This window comes from Clostridium pabulibutyricum (assembly GCF_058242705.1).
The window spans coordinates 477,842-498,958 of the sequence record NZ_JBZAYZ010000001.1; the positions used below are offsets into that span (position 1 = coordinate 477,842).

The following is a 21,117-nucleotide window of genomic DNA, read 5'->3' on the forward strand; positions in this document are numbered from 1 at the left end:
ATTAGAAGAGAGATAAACTATTATTTATATGTTTATCTCTTTTTTATCGGTGTTATTATAATAAATAGTATTGCAGGAACATGTGCAGTTATGCTTACAGTTTATATTAAAATGCATTAGCATATAAGGGCAAACTCCAAGAGCTATTGATATATTTATTACAGTTCGTATGCTGGGGCTATTTTTATCGTCAGCTGTTTTTAACTTTTCAAGCTTACTGATATAACTTTGGTCAACTTTAGCTTCTTTAGCTAATTTTTTCTGAGACATATTTCTTAATTTTCTAAAATGTTTTATAAATAATATGTATTCTACCTCCACTTAATCACACCGTTCTATTTTTTACAGTAATAATGTTAGATTACTATATACTACAAATTATTTCAAATATGTATAATTTGTAGTAATTTGTCGTGAATATGAATAGGGGTCATACTTTTCTGTATTATAATATTGATTATAGCAATTGTTTGTATATAGCCTAGATATTGTAATAAAATTGTGCTAATATATTAACTGATAATAGAACATATGTTCTATATTTAGAGGGGGAATTTTTGTGACAAAAGAAGAACTAATGAAAGAAAATAAGAATTTGAAAGAAGAAAATTTAAGATTGAAAAAACAAATTATGATATTTAAATTTTTTATATCTAAAATTAATAAAAACATTGAAAATATTTTTTGACGGCAAAAAAACGACAAAAATTCAAAGAAAATCTGCAAATAATTTTGGAAAAACTAAAATATTATTTGCAGATAAACTTTTTAAGTACTTAATTCATGGAAATTATGGAGGTTATCGAAAATGTTATTCATATAATAGTGTTAAATTTATTTAACATTAGAATAATAACTGCTTAACTTTGGTGGAATAATATAATATACGTAGACATAAACAGCACTTGTATTTATAGATTTAACAAATTTGAGGAGGTTTACACCGATTATGAAAAAAGTGAAATTGAGAGCTATCATTGCATCAATGGCAATTGTCATGACTGTTGGAGTTTTTGCAGGTTGTGGTTCCACCAAGAGCGGAAGTGATTCAAAGGACGGTGCGTCAAATGCATCATCTGAAAAGTTGTCGGGTTCAATAACGCTAGCAGGCTCAACAGCCCTTCAGCCACTTGCAGAACAACTTGGAAAATCTTTTATGGAGAAAAACTCTAAGGTTACAGTTAATGTACAGGGTGGAGGAAGTGGTACCGGACTTAAACTGGCACTTGATGGTACGGCCAATATAGGTAATTCGGATGTAGCGGCAGAAACAAAACTGTCTCAGGATGATGCAAAAAAATTAGTTGATCATAAGGTTTGTGCAATAGGATTTGCAGTAGTCACAAATTCAGGTGTCAAGGTTGACAGCATGACAAAAGAACAAATTCAGAAGATATTTACAGGAGAAATAACAAATTGGAATCAAGTTGGCGGAGATAATATGCCGATAAATGTTATAAACAGAACCAAGTCGTCAGGTACAAGGGCAACATTTAAAGATACAGTAATGGGTGGAAAAGAAGAAAAAGAGGGACTTGGTACAACTCAGGACTCAAATGGAAATGTAGAAAATGCAATAAAAAATACAAAAGGTTCCATAAGTTATCTTGCACTCTCATATCTTACAGATAGTGTTAAGCAAAATGTAAAAGCTTTAAAAATAGAAGGTATTGAAGCTTCCGATAAAAACATAGAAGATGGGAAATATCCTTTCTGGTCTTATGAACACATGTATACAAAAGGAGAGGCAGCAGGAGTTTCAAAAGCATTTATAGATTACGTGTCGAAAGATGAAAACAAGGCTACTATAAAGAAACTTGGATATATTCCAATGAGTGATATGAAGCAAAAGTAAATTTTGATTGAGAGAGGTCGGATTGGTGTATTTGTCCGGCCTTATTGTCCTTGTTGCACATACTTATTTAATTCGAGGTTGATATAATGAATAAAAAATCTTTATATAAGAATCTAAAAAATGAATATATCGGAAGAGGGTTTTCAATATTCTGCGGCATTGTAATAATAGCACTTACTCTTGCTATTATTATATTTATAGCGTCAAAGGGAATAAATACATTTGTAAAGCATGAATATCCTCTGACAAAATTTTTATTTGAGTCAAGTTGGAATCCTGAAGGTGACAGCCCGAGACTTGGAGCGCTGATATTTATAGCAGGTTCAACATTTGTTTCACTTGGAGCTGTTTTAATAAGTGCACCTGTTGGTGTAGCACTGGCAGTATTCATGAATTATATTTCACCTAATATTGGATCCAAGATTTTAAAACCGGCACTTGAACTTTTCGTGGGAATACCTTCTGTTGTATATGGCTGGGTTGGATTTAGTGTATTACTTCCTTTTTTGAAATTCAGTTTTGGAGGAATAGGTTTCAGCCTGCTTGCGGGAATACTTGTACTAAGTATAATGATACTTCCAACTATTGCAAGTATATCTGCTGATGCGGTTAAAACCGTACCTAAAAGTTACCTTGAAGGTTCTTATGGACTGGGGGCAACCAGGTGGCAGACTATATCTAAGGTTATTCTTCCATCAGCTAAAAACGGCATACTCACTGGGATTGTACTTGGACTCGCAAGGGCTTTTGGTGAGGCTCTGGCGGTTCAAATGGTCATAGGAAATTCTGTGAAATTTCCGGATAAACTTACTTCACCTACCACAACGCTTACAAGTGTACTTACCATGGATATGGGAAATACGGTTACGGGAACGGCGTGGAATGATGCACTCTGGTCTCTCGCACTGCTCCTGCTTATAATATCTTTTGTTTTTATAGTTATAATAAGAATTATTGGGAATAGGAGTGAAGTAAAATCGTGAATGCCAAAATGAAGGACAAAATTTGGACCGGTGTGCTTTATGGCATATCTGGATTTATAATAATATTTCTAGCGGCACTTATAATATATATCATGGTAAAGGGGACGGGATTTTACAAACCATCTTTTCTTTTTGGAGATGCAAAATTCGGTGAAGCTGGAGGAGGAATAGGCCCGCAGCTTTTTAATTCTTTCTATATGCTGGTTATAGCACTTGTTATAAGTGTTCCATTTGGAGTGGGTGCTGGTATTTATCTTGCAGAATATGCAAAACGGGGCTTTTTTTTAAATGTGATGAGACTGTGTATAGAAACTATGGCATCTCTTCCGTCTATTGTAGTTGGACTTTTTGGGCTCCTTATATTTGTTGGTATGACCAACTGGGGATTTACCCTTATATCAGGTGCATTTGCAATATCCATTCTAAATCTGCCTGCACTTACCCGTGTGAGCGAGAATGCCATACGAGAGGCTGCAAAACCGGTAAAGGAAGCAAGTCTTGGATTGGGTGCGACTAGGTGGCAGACTATATGGAAGGTTGTACTTCCATCTGCAATACCTGAGATTTTAACGGGAATCATACTTGCTGCAGGAAGAATATTTGGAGAGGCTGCAGCACTTTTGTACACTGCAGGGATGAGTGCTCCAAAACTTGATTTTAGTTCATCAGCTGTTTTAAGCAGTTCTTCTCCGTTTAATCTGTTCAGACCTGCGGAAACACTGGCAGTTTATATATGGAAGTTGAATTCAGAGGGAATGGTTCCTGATGCAGCTCAAATTGCGAACAAGTCATCTGCAGTTTTAATTGTTATGGTACTTTTGTTCAACCTTTTGGCAAGAGTACTCGGCAAAAAAATATATGAAGCTTATACGGGCAAAAGGTAGGGAGGAAAATAATGCACATAGTTGAAACTAAGGATCTTGACCTGTACTATGGAAATGTTCAGGCACTTAAAAAGGTAAACTTGAAGGTTGAAGAAAATTCTGTTACGGCACTTATTGGACCATCAGGATGTGGAAAATCAACTTTTTTAAGGACATTGAATAGAATGAATGATCTTATTGATTTTGTAAAGATAAATGGAAAAGTTATATTTGATGGAAAAGATATATATCAAAATTATGATGTTATAGAGCTTAGGAAGAGAGTGGGAATGGTGTTTCAAAGTCCCAACCCGTTCCAAATGTCCATATATGACAATGTGGCATATGGGCCGCGTATACATGGAATAAAGAGCAAAAACAAGCTTGATGAAATAGTGGAAAAGAGTCTTAAAGGTTCTGCTATATGGGATGAAGTGAAAGACAGACTTGACAGAAGTGCACTTGGACTTTCCGGTGGACAACAGCAGAGAATATGTATTGCCAGAACCCTGGCTGTTGAACCGGAGGTGCTTTTAATGGATGAGCCTACGTCGGCACTTGACCCTATATCAACCTTGAAGATAGAGGAACTTATGGATGTATTAAAAAAGAAATATACTATAATAATAGTTACACACAATATGCAGCAGGCAGGCAGAATATCCGATAAAACTGCGTTTTTTCTAAATGGCGAAATAATTGAAAGCGGCAGGACAGAGGATATATTTTATAAGCCCAAGGACAAGAGAACAGAGGATTATATTACAGGAAGATTTGGTTAAAAAATATAATATATGAAATTTGAGGTGATATTTGTGACTAGATCAGGTTTTGACTATGAACTTGAAGAAATGCATAATGACCTTTTAAGAATGGGGAGTATAGTTGAAAAACAAATTCATCAGTGTATCGAAGCTCTTGTAGGACATGATCTAAAACTGGCAGAAGAGACAATACAAAATGATGATATGGTTGACAATCTTCAAAAGGAAATAGACGACAAGTGTATAAAGCTTATAGCCAAAGAACAGCCGCTTGCCATAGATCTAAGGACTATATTTACAACCAGTAAACTTGTGACTGACCTCGAAAGAATGGCTGACCATGCAGTTGATATATCAAAGGTGGTATTGAGACTTAAAGAAGAGAAATATGAAAATCAGCTTGCAGATATTCCTAAAATGTCTGATGTAGTTGACAGTATGATAAAAAAGGCTCTCGATGCCTACGTGGCAAGAGATGTTGACATGGCATACAAAGTTTGTGACATGGATGATGATATAGATTCTATTTTTAAGAGTGTATTTTCAAGCATGATTCATATAATGTCAAAAGACAGAACCAAAATAAATCAAATGACACAATTTCTGTTTGTATGCAAATATCTGGAGAGAATTGCAGATAGAGTAACAAATATATGTGAAGGTACAATATATCTGGTAACAGGTGAACATAAGGATTTGAATGAATAAAAAATAAAAATGGATTTCCAGAGCTATTCTGGAAGTCTTTTTATTTGAGATTTGTTTATAATTATGCTATTCAGTTATATAATAGAAAGTAAAGAAGGAGTTTTTTATGATGAAAATTTTGAATATAGCTCATAGGGGGTTTAGTGGGATATATCCTGAAAATACAATGCTTGCATTTGAAAAAGCTGTAGAGGCAGGGGCCGATGGTATAGAAACAGATGTGCATGTTACAAAGGATGGAACTATTGTAATATGTCATGATGAAAAATTAGACAGGACTACAAATGGAACAGGTTTTATAAAAGACTGCAGTTATAGAGAACTTTCAAAATTGGATGCGGGACTTGGAGAAAAAATTCCAACTCTTGTACAGCTTCTAGATTATATAAGGAATAAAAATATTATTCTTAATATAGAATTGAAAAACAATGTTATAGACTACAGGAATTTTGAAATAAAGGTAATTGATGAAGTATATAAATATAAGCTTCAGGACAGGGTGATACTATCATCTTTCAATCATAATTCCATGAAAAAGGTAAAAGTATATGATAAGAGAATAAAAACGGGTTTGCTATATGGTTTGCCAATACATGAGCCTCAAAAATATGCAAAGAAAATGGGAGCGGATGCACTTCATCCACTGTTTTCACTTGTCATGGATGAAAATATGGTAAACATTATAAAAAAGGAACATGTTTTAATAAACTCCTACACTGTAAACGAGAAAAAACATATGATTAAAATGATTGAGCTTGGAATGGATGGCATTATAACAAATTATCCTGATATACTTGCAAAAATATTGAAATAATCAAAAGGATAAAGGTACTCAAATATATATTTTATAATTTAATTCTAGGTTATATAAATGTGTAGAATTAATTTGTAAAAATGTCTGTTATTTTGTCTTTAATATTAAGTTTATATTTTAATATAGTTAAGTTTATGTTATACTTTATTGGGTTAGAGATACATATTTTCAGTAATAGGAGGGATATAATGTTTAGCTTTACTCCAAAAGAAGACAAATTTTACAATCTTTTCATAGAAGATGCCAAAATAGCATATAAAGCAGCCAAGCTATTGGTGGAATTTATTGATGATCTTGATGATTTGGAGAAGAATATAGAAAAGGTTAAAGATGTAGAACACGAAGGTGATATGAAGCAGCACGAAATACTGAAAGAGTTAAATAAAACATTTATAACCCCGTTTGACAGGGAGGATATTTATAGCATTGCAAAAGGCATGGACGATATTGTAGATCTCATAGAATCCACAGCAAGCAGATTCGTCATGTTGAATGTAACTTCCTGTACGGATGAAGCGAGAAAACTCTCGAACATGATCCTGGATTCATGTATGGAAATTATAACTATAATGCAGGAACTGAAAAGTATGAAAACAAGCAAGAAACTCTCTGAAAAGATAATAAAGGTCAACGGTATAGAGGAAAAAGGAGACATAATTTCAAGAGAAGCTATTAAAAAGATATTCAGAGGAAACATGGAAGTGATTGATATAATAAAATGGAGAGAAATATATCAATATCTTGAGGATACTCTGGATTCCTGTGAAGATATAGCAAACATTGTTGAAGGAGTAGTAATGAAAAATGCTTAATAGTACGCTTATGTTGACTATTGTTATAATCATGATTTCAATAGTATTTGATGTCATTAATGGGTTTCATGATAGTGCGAATGCCATAGCCTGTTCTGTTTCAAACAGAGTTTTTTCCATGAAACAAGCTGTAATAATTTCAGCGGCACTTAATTTTACAGGTGCTTTTATGAGTGTAAAAGTTGCAGAAACAGTGGGAAGTGGTATAGTTCATCCGAATGATATAACCCAAAAGGTAATTATAGCAGCTCTTATAGGTGCTATAATATGGAATCTTTTAACTTGGTATTTTGGAATACCGAGCAGTTCTTCACATGCGCTTATAGGCGGTCTTATCGGTGCTGCTGTTGTATATAAGAACTCATTTCTAATTATTTACTGGTCAAATCTTTTTTGGAAAGTCATATTATGGCTTATATTGTCGCCTCTAATAGGTTTTGCAATAGGTTTCATATATATGAATGTAATAAATATGTTTCTTGTGAATACAAGACCAACTACTGTAACAAAAGTATTTTCACGACTTGAAAAGGCATCAACCATGTTTCTTGCTTTGAATCATGGAGCCAATGATGCACAAAAAACCATGGGAATTATAACCATGACTCTTATGAGTGCAGGGTTCATAAAGGAATTTTCTGTGCCTGTGTGGGTTAAAATATCCTGTGCCCTTGCAATGGCCCTTGGAACGGCGCTTGGTGGCAAAAGGATAATAAAGACAATGGGATCAAAGATGGCAAGGATAGTTCCTGTCAGCGGATTTGCGGCAGAACTTGGTGCTTCAAGCGTAATACTTACAGCAACAATGTTTGATGCTCCTGTAAGTACTACACATATAATAACTACAGCTATAATGGGTGTAGGAGCCTCGAAAAGATTTTCAGCAGTGCGCTGGACGGTAGCAAAAGATATAGTTTTTACATGGGTGTTTACTATACCAGGATGTGCCCTCATTGCAGGGTTTGTGATGTATCTATTGAATTTAATCTAAATTGTTTACAGAATATGCGGTTTTAGTTTGAAAGTTTAAATTAACTGTATATTCTGTTATTTACTTCATTTCATAATATATCTTAAAAGTTGACTAATTTATGATATTAATATATATTCTAATCAGCAGCTCTGTGAGAGTGTCTTTTCAAGCTGTATATCTGGTTTGTGTTACAATATAAGCATATATTGGCTAAAAATAGTTATAATGAATTGGATACAAAAAAGGAGTGTTTTTATGGGAAAACCTATAGTAGCAATAGTAGGTAGGCCTAATGTTGGAAAGTCTACCTTGTTTAATAAATTGGCAGGAAAGAGAATATCAATAGTTGGTGACAAACCTGGTGTTACAAGAGACAGGGTATATGCTGAAGCTGAATGGCTCAAGTATACTTTTACTATAATAGACACAGGCGGGATAGAATCTGAAAACAAAGACATAATTATTTCCCAGATGAGAAGACAGGCACAGGTTGCAATAGAAACTGCCGATGTCATAATATTCATAGTTGACGGCAGGGAGGGACTTACGGCTGCAGACAGGGAAGTTGCACAGATGCTTAGAAAGAGTGGAAAGCCGGTAGTTCTTGTTGTAAACAAAATAGACAATGTAAAATTTGAGAGCAGTACTTATGAGTTTTATAATATTGGAATGGGAAATCCTATTGCGATATCTGCGTCCCAGGGACTTGGGCTTGGTGATATGTTAGATGAGGTTGTTGGCCATTTCAGTGAGGATGGAGAGTATTCAAAGGATGATGAATATATAAAAATAGCATTTATAGGGAAGCCTAATGTTGGAAAGTCATCACTCATAAATAAATTGCTCGGTGAGGACAGGGTAATTGTAAGTGATGTCCCTGGAACAACGAGAGATGCAATAGACAGTTATCTTGAAAGGGATAACGACAAGTTTATACTTATAGACACTGCTGGAATAAGGAGAAAGAACAAAGTAAAGGAGGAAATTGAAAGGTATAGTGTTATAAGAACATATGCGGCAATTGAAAAAGCAGATGTGTGTATTCTACTTCTTGATGCAACTTATGATATAAGTGATCAGGATGAAAAGATAATAGGATATGCCCATGAAATGAGCAAGGCAATTATGGTAATAGTAAACAAATGGGATCTTGTTGAAAAAGATACCAAAACAATGGGAAAATTCAAAGAAATGATAGGAAACAGCCTGTCATTTATGCCGTATGCACCATATCTTTTTATATCAGCAAAGACGGGTCAGAGAGTTACAAAAGTTCTTGACATGGTAAAAAAATGTAATGAATCCTATACTAAGCGTATAAAAACAGGAATATTGAATGATGTTATAAGCAGGGCGATAATGATGCAGGAACCACCGGTTGTAGGAAATAAAAGGCTTAAAATTTATTATGCTACACAAACAGGAGTAAAACCGCCTACATTTGTATTCTTTGTAAATGATACTGCCTGTGTTCATTTTTCCTACAGAAGATATCTTGAAAATCAGCTGAGGGAAAATTTTGATTTCGTTGGAACAGGTATAAAGTTTGAGTTTAGGGAAAGGAAGGAATAATATTGAAGTTTGATGTATGCTTTCTTGGTGCAGGAAGTTTTGGAACAGCGCTTTCCATAATACTTGCTGCAGCAGGAAAAAATGTAGTTTTGTGGGATAGAAACCATGATGTGGTCAGCGGCATAAATTCAAACAGAGAAAATATAAGGTATCTTAAAGGTACTAAGATTCCAAAAGGGGTGGAGGCTTCATATGAACTTGATTATGCAGTCTCAAACAGCGATTTTTTGGTAATTTCTGTTCCATCCCATGTAGTTGCTGGTGTATGTAAAAATATAAAGCCTTATTTAAGCCACTCTCAGATAATAGTGAATATTGCAAAGGGAATAGATTCCGAGACTGGAAATAGGCTTTCAGAAGTAATAGAAGCTATACTTCCTGAAAATGATGTTGTCGTGCTTTCAGGACCAAGTCATGCGGAAGAAGTCGCAAAATTCATACCGACAACAGTTGTAGTTTCTGGGGAGAAAATGGATGCTGCAAAAAAGGTTCAGGATTTATTTATGACAGATACATTAAGAGTGTATACGAATCCTGATATTATAGGGGTCGAGATAGGCGGTGCGGTTAAAAACATAATTGCACTGGCAGCAGGTGTATGTGATGGAATAGGGTACGGAGACAATGCAAAAGCCGCCCTTATTACAAGGGGAATAAGCGAAATAAAAAGAATAGGTGTAAAGCTTGGTGGAAAAAAGGAGACATTTTCAGGACTTACTGGAATAGGAGATCTTGTAGTTACGTGTACCAGTATGCACAGCAGAAACAGAAGGGCAGGAATACTTATAGGACAGGGAAAATCGAGGCAGGAGGCTGTGCAGGAAGTCAACATGGTGGTTGAGGGAATAACAGCCTGTCGTGCTTTTTATAATTTAAAGAATGATCTTGGAGTGGAAATGCCAATAGCGGATGCCTTGTATAAAGTTATTTTTGAAGGCAAAAACCCGAAGCAAGCTGTATATGAGCTTATGACACGGGATAGAAAAAATGAAATTTAATATTTTTATAAATTATAAGAATAATATTTGATTGTATCCAATATATATATATTGTTATTATTAGAATTTTAGGGGGTATATTTTGGATAACTTTGATATATATAAGGATATATCTGACAGAACTCAGGGAGATATTTACGTGGGGGTTGTCGGACCTGTTAGGACGGGAAAATCAACCTTTATAAAAAGATTCATGGAAATTATGGTTCTTCCAAACATGGATAATTCTTATAAAAAGCAGAGAGCGAAAGACGAGCTTCCCCAGAGTTCCTCCGGGAAATCGATTCATACCACGGAACCAAAATTTGTTCCAAATGAGGCCGTTGAGATAAGTTTGAATGAAAACACAAAATTCAAAGTCAGAATGGTGGACTGTGTGGGATATATTGTAAAGACCGCACTTGGATATATGGAGGGCGAAGAGGCAAAAATGGTTACAACTCCATGGTATGATTATGAGATACCTTTTGAAGAGGCTGCAGAGATAGGTACTAAAAAAGTCATAAATGAACATTCGACTATAGGACTTGTAGTGACTACGGATGGATCTATTGCAGACATTTCAAGGAATGATTATGTTGAGCCCGAATCGAGGGTTGTAGGGGAATTGAAATCTATAAACAAACCGTTTATAATAGTTCTGAACTCAAAAAATCCGTATGAGCCGGATACCATTGAACTCAAAAAAACAATGGAGGAAGAGTATGATGTTCCTGTTCAGATAATGGATGTATTGAATATGACAGAAGATGACATAACGAATCTTTTTCATAGGGTACTTAAAGAATTCCCTATAAAAGAGATAAATATAGACATACCTGAATGGATAGAGAAACTTGATCTTGATCATTGGTTGAAGATAGACTTCATAAATCTGGCAAGAGATATGTGCAAGAACATATACAAGGTCCGGGATATAGAAAGATCCATGGATGATTTTGATGATGTGGAGTTCATAGGAAATTCAACAATAAAGGAAATAAATATGGGGGAGGGAACTTCCAGAATAGAGCTTGAACCTAAAAAAGATCTTTTCTATAAGATATTAAGCGAGGTATGTGAAAAAGAGCTTCACAGTGAGAGCGACCTTCTTCATACGATTACCGAGATGCATCTGGCAAAAGTGGAATATGACAAAGTATCAGATGCACTGAGGGATGTAAAGGAAACAGGATATGGACTTGTGGCACCGCAATTATCCGAGATGAAACTTGAAGAACCTCAGATAGTAAAACAGGGAAGTAGGTTTGGAGTAAAACTTAAAGCAAGTGCTCCGTCATTGCATTTTATAAGAGCAGATATAGAAGCAGAAATATCACCTATAATGGGAACTGAGAAAGAAAGTGAAGAAATGGTGAAATCACTTCTTGAACAGTTTGAAAGTGATCCTTCAAAAATATGGCAAAGCAATATGTTTGGAAAATCTCTTGAAATACTTGTTAAAGAAGGACTTCAAAATAAATTGTACAGAATGCCGGAGGATGTTCAGGTCAAGATGCAAAAAACTCTTCAAAAGATAATAAACGAGGGAAACGGCGGATTGATATGTATAATACTTTAGAAAAAAAATAATTTTAGTAGAACTTTTGTACATAGGGTTCGATGCTTAAGGTACAGGGTATTTTAAGTGTTGAGTCCTATTTGAAGCTTAAATGAAAAATTATTTTATAAAAAAACTGCATTTATGTAATCCTACGGCAAGTGTTTTTATGGTATAATCGTTTTAAACCACGATTTGATTCTAGTTAGATAGTGGTTATATTCTTGCATTTATAAAATAATGTTGAAATTACAATTAGTGTTAAAGTATAATTAAAAAGGTTTTTGTATGACAGTGGAAGGATGAATTTTTAGATGATAAAAAGCATGACTGGATTTGGAAGAGGAACTTCAGAAGGCTCAAGCAGGAGCTTTTCTGTAGAAATAAAAACTGTAAATCATAGATATTGTGACATCAATATAAGGATGCCTAAAAGTTTCATGCCCATCGAGGATAAAATTAGAAAATTTATACTCCAGAAAATAAACAGGGGTAAGGTTGATGTATTTATCACTCAGATGGATTATGGAAATAAAAAAGTTGCAGCCTTGTTTGATGAGAATCTTGCGGACAGCTATGTGGAGTGTTTGAATAAGATAAAAAATAGATATGATATAAAAGAAGAGCTTACAATGGAACTTATTTCAAAATTCCCTGATGTAATAACTGTAAAACAACAGGATGAAGATTTGGATGAGATATGGAAGGTTCTTGAGGAGGCTTTTAGAGAAGCTCTTGATATGCTGGTTGGCATGCGAGAGAGTGAAGGTGCAAAGCTCAGAGAAAATATACTTGTTAAATGCAGCGCTATAAAAAGTTATCTTGACAAGATAAACAAGGTTTCAGCAACTCTTGTAGATGAGTTTAGGGATAAACTTAACGGGAGAGTTGAAGAACTTATGGAAAGTTGTGATATCGATAAGGGAAGAATTGCAATGGAAGTTGCAATATTCGCCGACAAGGCATGTGTTGATGAAGAGATAGTAAGGCTGGATAGTCATATAGGACAATTTCGGGACACTTTGAATATGGAAGAACCTGTTGGAAGAAAACTTGATTTTATCCTTCAGGAAATGAACAGGGAAGCTAATACAATAGCGTCCAAATCTACAAATTTAAATGTTACTAATTTAGTTTTAAATATAAAAAATGAAATAGAAAAAATAAGAGAGCAAATTCAAAACATAGAATAAATAATAGGAGGAAATACATGGACATAAAATTGATAAACATAGGTTTTGGAAATATTGTTTCAGCAAACAGGCTTGTTGCTATAGTAAGTCCGGAATCTGCTCCAATAAAGAGAATAATACAGGAAGCACGTGATAGAGGAATGCTTATAGATGCGACTTACGGGAGAAGAACGAGGGCAGTTATAATAACGGACAGCGATCATGTAATACTTTCAGCTGTACAGCCTGAAACTGTAGCACATAGACTTTCATCAAACAAGGAAATAGATGATGAGATGACAGAAGTTGAAGAACAATGAAGAAAAAAGGGCTTTTAGTTGTAATATCAGGTCCTTCAGGGGCAGGAAAGGGTACCATATGTAGGAAACTTTTAAGAGGAAATGACTTTTGGATGTCTGTTTCTGCAACTACTAGGGAGCCGAGAAAAGGTGAAAAAGAGGGAATAAATTATTATTTTTTGACAAAAGAGGAATTTGAAAGTAGAATAAAAAATAAAGCTTTTCTGGAATATGCACAAGTGTATGGCAATTATTACGGAACGCCAAAGGACAAAGCTCTCGAAGCTATAGAGAAAGGTAATGATGTAATTCTCGAGATAGATATACAGGGAGCTCTCAAGGTGAAGGAAAATTATCCTCAGGGCGTTTTTATATTCATATTGCCGCCATCTATGGAGGAGCTTAAACATAGAATAATTGCACGTGGTAGTGAAACTCAGGAATCTCTTACAAAGAGATTCAAGTCTGCATATAAAGAAATAAATTACATATCAAAATACAATTATGCAGTTGTAAATGATACTTTGGATGTTGCAGTAAAGAGCATTGAGAGTATAATTACAGCTGAAAAGTGCAGAGTAGATAGGGTGAAGGATGAAATTCTTAAATCTAAGGAGGATATGAATTATGAATAATTCCATGATAAATCCATCTATTGTAGATTTGCTGAAAGACGTAGACAATAGATATGCTTTGATAACTATAGTGTCTAAAAGAGCAAGACAGCTTGTAGAAGGATCACATTCAATGGTTGACATGGACTCTACAAAACCAGTTACCATAGCTATAAATGAACTTGATGGTGGATTTGTAGATTTTGAAACTTCAAAAGAGGGTACAGAATATGGGCCAGAATGTTAAAAATGTTGTTATAGGTGTAACAGGAGGCATAGCAGCCTACAAGTCCGTCGATATAGTAAGTAGGCTGAAAAAGAAGGATATTAATATTGATGTAATAATGACGGAAGGCGCCTGTAAATTTGTAACGCCATTGACATTTCAGACAATAAGTCAGAATGCTGTAAGTGTTGATGTGTTTTCCGAACCGAAGGTATGGGAAATACAGCATATTTCACTTGCCAAGAAAGCGGATCTGATACTTGTTGTACCTGCAACAGCAGATATAATAGGCAAGGTCGCATCTGGAATAGCAGATGATCTTTTGTCTACAACCATAATGGCTTCAAAAGCACCTGTGGTATTTGCACCTTCAATGAATACAAATATGTATTCAAATCCGATAGTACAAGAAAATATAAATAAACTTTCAAAATTTGGATATAGGTTTATAGAACCTGACAAGGGAAGGCTTGCCTGTGGAGATGTAGGCAGGGGAAAATTGCCTGATACAAAGTTCATTTCTGAACTTGTAGAAAGTATGCTTTATGACAAAAAAGACATGAAGGGAAAGAAGGTACTTGTTACGGCAGGTCCTACTTGTGCACATATAGATCCTGTAAGGTATATAACAAACAGGTCTTCAGGTAAAATGGGCTATTCCATAGCTGAAGAGGCAAGGGACAGAGGTGCCGAGGTTACGCTCGTATCTGGACCTACACAACTCGAAGCACCATTTGGTGTAAAGTATGTCAAGGTTGATACAAACAAAGATATGCTTGAGAGTGTGCTTGCGGAATTTAGTAGTCAGGATATAGTAATAAAGGCAGCTGCAGTTTCCGATTACAAGCCTAAGATGTATTCAAACGAGAAAATAAAGAAGCTTAATGACGGGCTTTCTATTGAGTTTGTCAGAGATACTGATATATTGAAAAAACTTGGCCAAATTAAAAAAAACCAAGTTCTTGTTGGTTTTGCAGCAGAGAGCAGCAGGCTTCTTGAAAATGCCAGAGCCAAGCTTTCCAAGAAAAATCTTGATTATATTGTCGCAAACAATATAGTTTCCAAGGATACAGGATTTGCATCGGATGATAATAAGGTGACTGTAATTGCAAAAGATGGTAGAAAGTTTGATTTGGAAAAAATGAGCAAAAGAAAACTTTCAAGAAGGCTGTTTGATATAATAAATGAAATGGAGTTAAAATAAGAGGGGTTTTAAGTACCTCTCTTATTTGGTTTGATATATTAGATTAAAAGGTGATAAGGTGAGCTATGCAGGTATAATTGTAAACAGCACCTCTGTCAAACTGGACAGAATTTTTACCTACAAAATCCCTGACAATATGGATGGAAAGATTGATATAGGAAGAAGAGTCAAAATACCATTTGGATTGTCAAATAGACTTATAGATGGATTTGTAGTTAGAATTTATAAAAATACAGATTTGAAAGGAAAAATAAAATCTATACATGAAATATGTGATGATTTTCCACTTTTTACAGAAAAGAATCTTCTTATCATTGAAAAGATGAGAAAGAAATATCTTGCTACCTATATTGAATGTATAAAATTGTTTATACCGAATGGAATATTCAAGGGTGTTAGACATAAAAAACAGGTTGTTTTATACAAAGGTTCAGAATTGGAAGGAAGATTTAAAAAAGAACCATATTTGGGCATTTATAATATTGTGGCAAATCAAGAGGGAATATATACTAAAAATTCACTTAGGGACAAATGCGGAGTATCTTTGTCGCCTATAAATACGATGATAAAGCACAGGTTCATTCTCACTGAAAAGAAGACTGTTGAGAGGTATGATAATAATAGCTATAGAGCATATTCAAAAAAGGTACTTAACTCTGAACAGAAAAGAGCTTTTCAAGCTGTAATTCACTCAAATTCAAGAATTTTTCTTTTGCATGGTGTAACAGGCAGTGGAAAGACTGAAATATATATGCAGATAGCTGAAAAAGTCATGCAGCAGGGAAAAGAGTGTATAATACTTGTACCGGAAATTTCGCTTACACCACAGATGGTGGAAAGGTTCAAAGGAAGATTCGGAAAGGATATAAGTGTTTTTCACAGCAGGCTTTCAATAGGGGAAAGATATGATGAGTGGATGAGAATAAAGAAGGGGCTTGTCAAAGTGGCAATAGGGGCGAGATCGGCAATTTTTCTGCCTTTTTCACATGTTGGACTCATTATAGTAGATGAGGAACATGAGGAAAGCTACAAGTCTGATGTCAGCCCTAAATATAATGCAAGGGAAATTGGTGAAATGATGTGCCGGGAATATGATTGCAGGATGATACTTGGTTCTGCCACACCATCTGTGGAAACTTACAGCAGATGCAGAAAAGGAGAGATAGAACTTGTTAAAATAGAAAACAGGGCAGATGGTGCCTACATGCCTGAAATAGAGATTGTTGACATGAGGGATGAACTTTTGTGTGGCAACAAATCAATGTTTAGCAGAAGACTTCATGACCTTATGGCAGAAAGATTCGAGAGAAATGAGCAGGTGATACTGTTTTTAAACAGACGTGGATTTTCAACTTTTGTTTCCTGCAGAAAGTGCGGTTATATATTTAAGTGCAGTAACTGCGATATTTCGCTTACGTATCATCGGGGGATGAAGAAACTCGTGTGTCATTATTGCGGGAGCAGACATGATGTACCGAAAGTATGTCCAAAATGTGGCAGCAGATATGTAAAGTATTTTGGTGTTGGAACCGAGAAGGTGGAGCAACTTTTAAAAAGTGAGTTTCCGTCTGTAAAAACACTTAGGATGGATTTTGATACTACCAGGCTGAAAAATTCGTATAAAAATATATACAATGTTTTCAAGGAGCATAAAGCGGATGTACTGATAGGAACGCAGATGGTTGCGAAAGGTCTTGATTTTAAAGATGTTACTTTGGTTGGAGTAATAGCAGCCGACCTTTCGTTAAACCTTCCGGATTTTAGATCTGCCGAGAGGACGTATCAGCTTATGACTCAGGTATCGGGAAGAGCTGGAAGGGGAAATAAAAAGGGCAACGTTGTAATACAAACCTATAATCCGGATAATTACAGCATAAAGTGTTCAGCTGAAAATGACTATGATGGGTTTTACGAGAAGGAAATGACTATAAGGCAGGAAATGCAGTATCCACCGTTTTCAGATATACTTCTTATAAATATAAGCAGTAAAAATGAGAATATATTAATAAAAAATATACAAAATGTTGGTGTATTTTTAAACAATATGCTTGGAAAAGATGATAAAATTAAGATATTGGGGCCGTGTCCTTGTGTAATATCCAAAATAAAAGAATTATTCAGATGGCAGATAATAATCAAAGGCAGAATAAGTTTAGACATGGCTCAGGCAATAAAAAAAACAGTATATGATTTAACAAGCAGTGTGCATGATGATATAAAAGTAAGCATGGATATAAATCCAACGAGTACATTATAGATTGTGGAGAGGAGAATAAATATGGCGTTGAGAAATATAGTAAAATATGGTGATGATATTCTTAGAAAGAAGAGCAGGAAGGTTGATGTTGTAAATGATAGAATACTTACGCTCATTGAAGATATGAAGGACACTCTGTACAAGAATGACGGAGTCGGACTTGCAGCACCTCAGGTTGGAGTTTTGAAAAGAGTTATTGTTATAGATATAGGTGAAGGAATAATAAAACTTGTTAATCCTGAGATAATAGAAACAGAAGGAAAATATGTTGATACGGAAGGATGTCTTAGTATTCCAGGCAGACAGGGAAGGGTAGAAAGACCTAAAAAAGTAAAAGTAAAGGCTCTTAATGAAAAAGGTGAAGAAGTTGTGATTGAGGGAGAAGATCTTCTTGCAAGAGCTTTCTGTCATGAAATAGATCATCTGGATGGAATTTTATTTATAGACAAGGCTGAAACGGAAAAGAGGTAATCTTATGAACATAGTTTTTATGGGTACCCCGGATTTTGCGGTACCTGCCTTAGAAAAACTTATAGAAAGATACAATGTGAAGGCGGTTTTCACACAGCCTGACAGACCAAAGGGAAGAGGCAAAAAACTTTCAAAATCCGCGGTAAAGGAAACTGCTGAGGAATTTGGTGTAGATGTGTATCAGCCTGAAAAACTGAGAAATGATAAATATTCACTTGAAATTATTAAGAGCATGTGTCCTGATTTTATAGTAGTAGTGGCATATGGACAGATACTTAGCAGGGAAGTTTTGGATATTCCGAAGTATGGATGCGTAAACCTTCATGCATCAATTCTTCCAAAATACAGGGGAGCTGCTCCTATAAACTGGTGCATAATAGATGGTGAAAAAGAAACGGGAAATACAACAATGCTTATGAATGAAGGCCTTGATACAGGAGATATACTTCTTACAAGCAGGGTTGAAATTGGAGATAATGTAACAGCAGGTGAACTTCATGATGTTCTTATGGAAGATGGAGCTGGACTTCTTGTGAGAACTCTTGATGGTGTTTTAAGGGGAGAGATTCACGGAAAAAAACAGGGAGAATCACCAACTCAATATGCTGGAATGCTTGATAAACATATGGCAAATATAAACTGGCAGAACAATGCAGCGGATATAAAAAATTTCATAAGAGGTCTAAATCCGTGGCCGGCGGCCCGAACAATTTATAAAGGCAGTGCAATGAAGATATACGAAGCGGCTGTAACTGAGGAAAAATCTTCTCATGTACCAGGATTTATAGAGGAGGTATCTGACGAAGGTATAAAAGTTTGTACTGGTGACAAAATAATTTTGATTGATAAAATTCAGTTTCCCGGTAAAAAGGTCATGAAGATAAAAGAATATATAAGGGGAAATTCGATAGAATGCAAATCTGTTCTTGGACAGTGAACAAAAAAGGAGATGGTAACGAATGCCGATTTATTTTGACAGGAGTTTCATTATACTGATACCTGCGCTTATAATAGCAGCTTATGCGCAGTATCAAGTATCTTCTACATTCAACAAATATTCCGGATATAGAAGCAGAAATGGTTATACAGGGGCTCAGGCTGCGAGAAGTCTTCTTGATTACAGTGGACTGTATGATGTGCCGGTGGAAGTTGTATCTGGGAAGCTTACGGATCATTATGATCCGGGAAATCGTGTAATGCGCCTTTCACAGGAAGTCTATTATGGAAACTCAGTTGCTTCAATAGGTGTTGCAGCACATGAAACAGGTCATGCCATACAGCATCAAAAAAGATATCTACCTCTTATTATAAGAAACAGTATAGTGCCAATTGCAAATCTGGGTTCCAATGCTTCATGGATACTTTTTATACTGGGCTTTGTATTTGGAATAAAGGGACTTGTTAGTCTTGGAATATTGTTTTTTACAGCAGTTGTTGTTTTTCAGCTTGTTACTCTCCCTGTGGAGTTTGATGCGTCAGGTCGTGCGCTTAAAATTCTTGACAGCAGGGGAATACTTTACGGGGATGAGGTCCGTGGAGCAAGACGTGTGCTTAGAGCTGCAGCAATGACATATGTGGCAGCGGCACTTACAGCAATATCAAATCTTATTAGGCTTATTTTTATAAGCGGAGAAAGAGACTGAGCTTATATATGAAAAAAAATGTGGAAAATGCAAGACTTACAGCAATTGAAATTATTGAAGATGTTTTCTATAGAGGAGCATACTCAAATCTTGCACTTAAAAAGAAATTGAATTCCAGTACCCTGTCCGTAAGGGACAGGGCACTTGTTACTGAAATAGTATATGGAACATTGAGGTATAAATATACCATAGACAGGATACTTGATAAATTTTTAAAGAATGATATTGAAAAGCAGAATAGCTTTATAAAGAATGTACTTAGAACATCTCTTTATCAAATTATATATCTTGACAAAATACCGGAATTTGCAGTTGTAAATGAGGCTGTGGAACTTTCAAAGAAAAGATATTCAAGGCTTTCGAAACTTGTAAACGGGGTTTTGCGAAATTTTTTAAGAAAGAGAAAAAGCATTGAGTTGGAAGAAAGGGAAGATGTTGAAAAACTTTGTTTTAAATATTCATTTGCTCCATGGATGGTAAATTTGTTTAAAAGTCAATATGGTATTGAAACTGCCGAGGCAATTTTAAGAGGACTTGATTGTATCCCAAAAGTTACAGTTAGGGTAAATCGTCTGAAGACAAATTTTACATCTTGTTGGAATGAACTTGTTCAAAATGGTTATAATTTAAGAAAACCGGAGCTGTGCAGTGATGCAATAGTAATAGACAGGGGAAGCGATATAGAAAAAAATATTTTGTTTTCAAATGGAATGATTTCCGTTCAGGACGAAAGCGCAATGCTTCCGGTTATGGCAATGGATCTAGAAAAAAACATGACAGTAATTGATGTGTGCAGTGCACCAGGAGGAAAAACGTGTTATATGGCAGAAGTAATGGAAAACACAGGAAAAGTATTTGCTTTTGACATATATGAAAATAAAATAAAAATTATAGCAAAAAATGCAGAAAGACTTGGAATAAAAAATATAGAAGCAGGCATTTTTGATGCATGTAATTGTAATTTAAATATGAAAGAAAAAGCTGATAGGGTTCTTGCAGATGTTCCCTGTTCAGGAATCGGAATAATAAGGAAGAAGCCGGAGATAAAGTGGAATAAGAGTATGGAACAACTTGAAAATCTAATTGGAGTTCAAAGAAAGATAATGCAAAATTCGGCTGAGTATGTGAAACCATCAGGAGTATTTGTATATTCCACGTGTACTCTGAACAAAAATGAGAATGAAAAAAATGTTGAGTGGTTTTTAAAAAACAATTCGGAATTTACTTTGGAAAAACTTGATTTTGGAAGGAAAGATAATATAATATACCATAGAAATGGATGTGTAACAGTACTTCCAGATGAAAATATGGATGGATTTTTTGTAGCAAAAATGATAAAACATAGATAG

23 protein-coding genes are annotated in these 21,117 nt (G+C 35.1%); 22 read left to right on the top strand and 1 reads right to left on the bottom strand.

Annotated features, from left to right (window positions below; translation table 11 throughout):
* Window positions 1-24 precede the first annotated feature (24 nt).
* Window positions 25-321 carry a helix-turn-helix domain-containing protein gene (locus tag AC4CVH_RS02435; RefSeq protein WP_490786123.1) on the bottom strand — a complete coding sequence of 99 codons (297 nt, stop codon included), beginning with the start codon at window positions 319-321 and terminating at the stop codon, window positions 25-27.
* Window positions 322-559: 238 nt separating this feature from the next.
* Here AC4CVH_RS02435 and AC4CVH_RS02440 point away from each other — a divergent pair, with 238 nt between their 5' ends.
* From AC4CVH_RS02440 to rsmB, 22 genes are all read left to right on the top strand, one after another.
* On the top strand, window positions 560-688 hold the full coding sequence (locus AC4CVH_RS02440) for a hypothetical protein (protein WP_490786124.1): 129 nt from the start codon (window positions 560-562) through the stop codon (window positions 686-688).
* A gap of 261 nt (window positions 689-949) precedes the next feature.
* Window positions 950-1,855 (top strand): phosphate ABC transporter substrate-binding protein, encoded by a 906-nt coding sequence (locus AC4CVH_RS02445; protein ID WP_490786125.1) that lies wholly within the window; start codon window positions 950-952, stop codon window positions 1,853-1,855.
* Window positions 1,856-1,941: 86 nt separating this feature from the next.
* Complete coding sequence (gene pstC / locus AC4CVH_RS02450) at window positions 1,942-2,838, top strand: phosphate ABC transporter permease subunit PstC (RefSeq protein WP_490786126.1); 897 nt, start codon at window positions 1,942-1,944, stop codon at window positions 2,836-2,838.
* Complete coding sequence (gene pstA / locus AC4CVH_RS02455) at window positions 2,835-3,722, top strand: phosphate ABC transporter permease PstA (RefSeq protein ID WP_490786127.1); 888 nt, start codon at window positions 2,835-2,837, stop codon at window positions 3,720-3,722. The genes pstC and pstA overlap by 4 nt, the downstream gene beginning before the upstream one ends.
* A gap of 11 nt (window positions 3,723-3,733) precedes the next feature.
* Window positions 3,734-4,483, top strand: a complete 750-nt coding sequence (gene pstB, locus AC4CVH_RS02460; protein ID WP_490786128.1) for a phosphate ABC transporter ATP-binding protein PstB — start codon at window positions 3,734-3,736, stop codon at window positions 4,481-4,483.
* Between the two features lie 33 nt (window positions 4,484-4,516).
* On the top strand, window positions 4,517-5,173 hold the full coding sequence (phoU, locus tag AC4CVH_RS02465; protein WP_490786129.1) for a phosphate signaling complex protein PhoU: 657 nt from the start codon (window positions 4,517-4,519) through the stop codon (window positions 5,171-5,173).
* A 106-nt stretch (window positions 5,174-5,279) separates the two neighbouring features.
* Window positions 5,280-5,987: a glycerophosphodiester phosphodiesterase gene (locus AC4CVH_RS02470; protein ID WP_490786130.1), complete on the top strand. Its 708-nt coding sequence runs from the start codon at window positions 5,280-5,282 to the stop codon at window positions 5,985-5,987.
* Between the two features lie 188 nt (window positions 5,988-6,175).
* Window positions 6,176-6,799, top strand: coding sequence for a DUF47 domain-containing protein (locus AC4CVH_RS02475; RefSeq protein ID WP_490786131.1), 624 nt, complete (start codon window positions 6,176-6,178; stop codon window positions 6,797-6,799).
* Window positions 6,792-7,790, top strand: a complete 999-nt coding sequence (locus AC4CVH_RS02480) for an inorganic phosphate transporter (RefSeq protein WP_490786132.1) — start codon at window positions 6,792-6,794, stop codon at window positions 7,788-7,790. Before AC4CVH_RS02475 ends, AC4CVH_RS02480 begins: the two co-directional genes overlap by 8 nt.
* A 237-nt stretch (window positions 7,791-8,027) precedes the next feature.
* A complete protein-coding gene (der, locus tag AC4CVH_RS02485) occupies window positions 8,028-9,344 on the top strand; it encodes a ribosome biogenesis GTPase Der (protein ID WP_490786133.1) in 1,317 nt (438 codons plus the stop codon).
* Between the two features lie 2 nt (window positions 9,345-9,346).
* A complete protein-coding gene (locus AC4CVH_RS02490; RefSeq protein ID WP_490786134.1) occupies window positions 9,347-10,342 on the top strand; it encodes an NAD(P)H-dependent glycerol-3-phosphate dehydrogenase in 996 nt (331 codons plus the stop codon).
* Window positions 10,343-10,424: 82 nt separating this feature from the next.
* Window positions 10,425-11,903 (top strand): stage IV sporulation protein A, encoded by a 1,479-nt coding sequence (spoIVA, locus tag AC4CVH_RS02495; protein ID WP_490786135.1) that lies wholly within the window; start codon window positions 10,425-10,427, stop codon window positions 11,901-11,903.
* Between the two features lie 293 nt (window positions 11,904-12,196).
* Window positions 12,197-13,075 carry a YicC/YloC family endoribonuclease gene (locus tag AC4CVH_RS02500; RefSeq protein ID WP_490786136.1) on the top strand — a complete coding sequence of 293 codons (879 nt, stop codon included), beginning with the start codon at window positions 12,197-12,199 and terminating at the stop codon, window positions 13,073-13,075.
* Window positions 13,076-13,092: 17 nt separating this feature from the next.
* Complete coding sequence (gene remA, locus AC4CVH_RS02505) at window positions 13,093-13,374, top strand: extracellular matrix/biofilm regulator RemA (RefSeq protein WP_490786137.1); 282 nt, start codon at window positions 13,093-13,095, stop codon at window positions 13,372-13,374.
* A complete protein-coding gene (gene gmk, locus AC4CVH_RS02510) occupies window positions 13,371-13,988 on the top strand; it encodes a guanylate kinase (RefSeq protein ID WP_490786138.1) in 618 nt (205 codons plus the stop codon). The genes remA and gmk overlap by 4 nt, the downstream gene beginning before the upstream one ends.
* The gene (gene rpoZ / locus AC4CVH_RS02515) at window positions 13,981-14,214 is read left to right on the top strand and encodes a DNA-directed RNA polymerase subunit omega (RefSeq protein ID WP_490786139.1); all 234 of its coding nucleotides are present in this window, start codon (window positions 13,981-13,983) and stop codon (window positions 14,212-14,214) included. Before gmk ends, rpoZ begins: the two co-directional genes overlap by 8 nt.
* Window positions 14,198-15,397, top strand: coding sequence for a bifunctional phosphopantothenoylcysteine decarboxylase/phosphopantothenate--cysteine ligase CoaBC (gene coaBC / locus AC4CVH_RS02520; RefSeq protein ID WP_490786140.1), 1,200 nt, complete (start codon window positions 14,198-14,200; stop codon window positions 15,395-15,397). The genes rpoZ and coaBC overlap by 17 nt, the downstream gene beginning before the upstream one ends.
* Before the next feature lie 58 nt (window positions 15,398-15,455).
* Window positions 15,456-17,654 (top strand): primosomal protein N', encoded by a 2,199-nt coding sequence (priA, locus tag AC4CVH_RS02525; protein WP_490786141.1) that lies wholly within the window; start codon window positions 15,456-15,458, stop codon window positions 17,652-17,654.
* Window positions 17,655-17,675: 21 nt separating this feature from the next.
* A complete protein-coding gene (gene def, locus AC4CVH_RS02530; RefSeq protein ID WP_490786142.1) occupies window positions 17,676-18,125 on the top strand; it encodes a peptide deformylase in 450 nt (149 codons plus the stop codon).
* Between the two features lie 4 nt (window positions 18,126-18,129).
* Entirely contained in the window at window positions 18,130-19,062 is a 933-nt protein-coding gene (gene fmt, locus AC4CVH_RS02535) for a methionyl-tRNA formyltransferase (protein ID WP_490786143.1), read from the top strand.
* A gap of 22 nt (window positions 19,063-19,084) precedes the next feature.
* Window positions 19,085-19,768, top strand: coding sequence for a zinc metallopeptidase (locus AC4CVH_RS02540; protein ID WP_490786144.1), 684 nt, complete (start codon window positions 19,085-19,087; stop codon window positions 19,766-19,768).
* A gap of 20 nt (window positions 19,769-19,788) precedes the next feature.
* Complete coding sequence (rsmB, locus tag AC4CVH_RS02545) at window positions 19,789-21,117, top strand: 16S rRNA (cytosine(967)-C(5))-methyltransferase RsmB (protein WP_490786308.1); 1,329 nt, start codon at window positions 19,789-19,791, stop codon at window positions 21,115-21,117.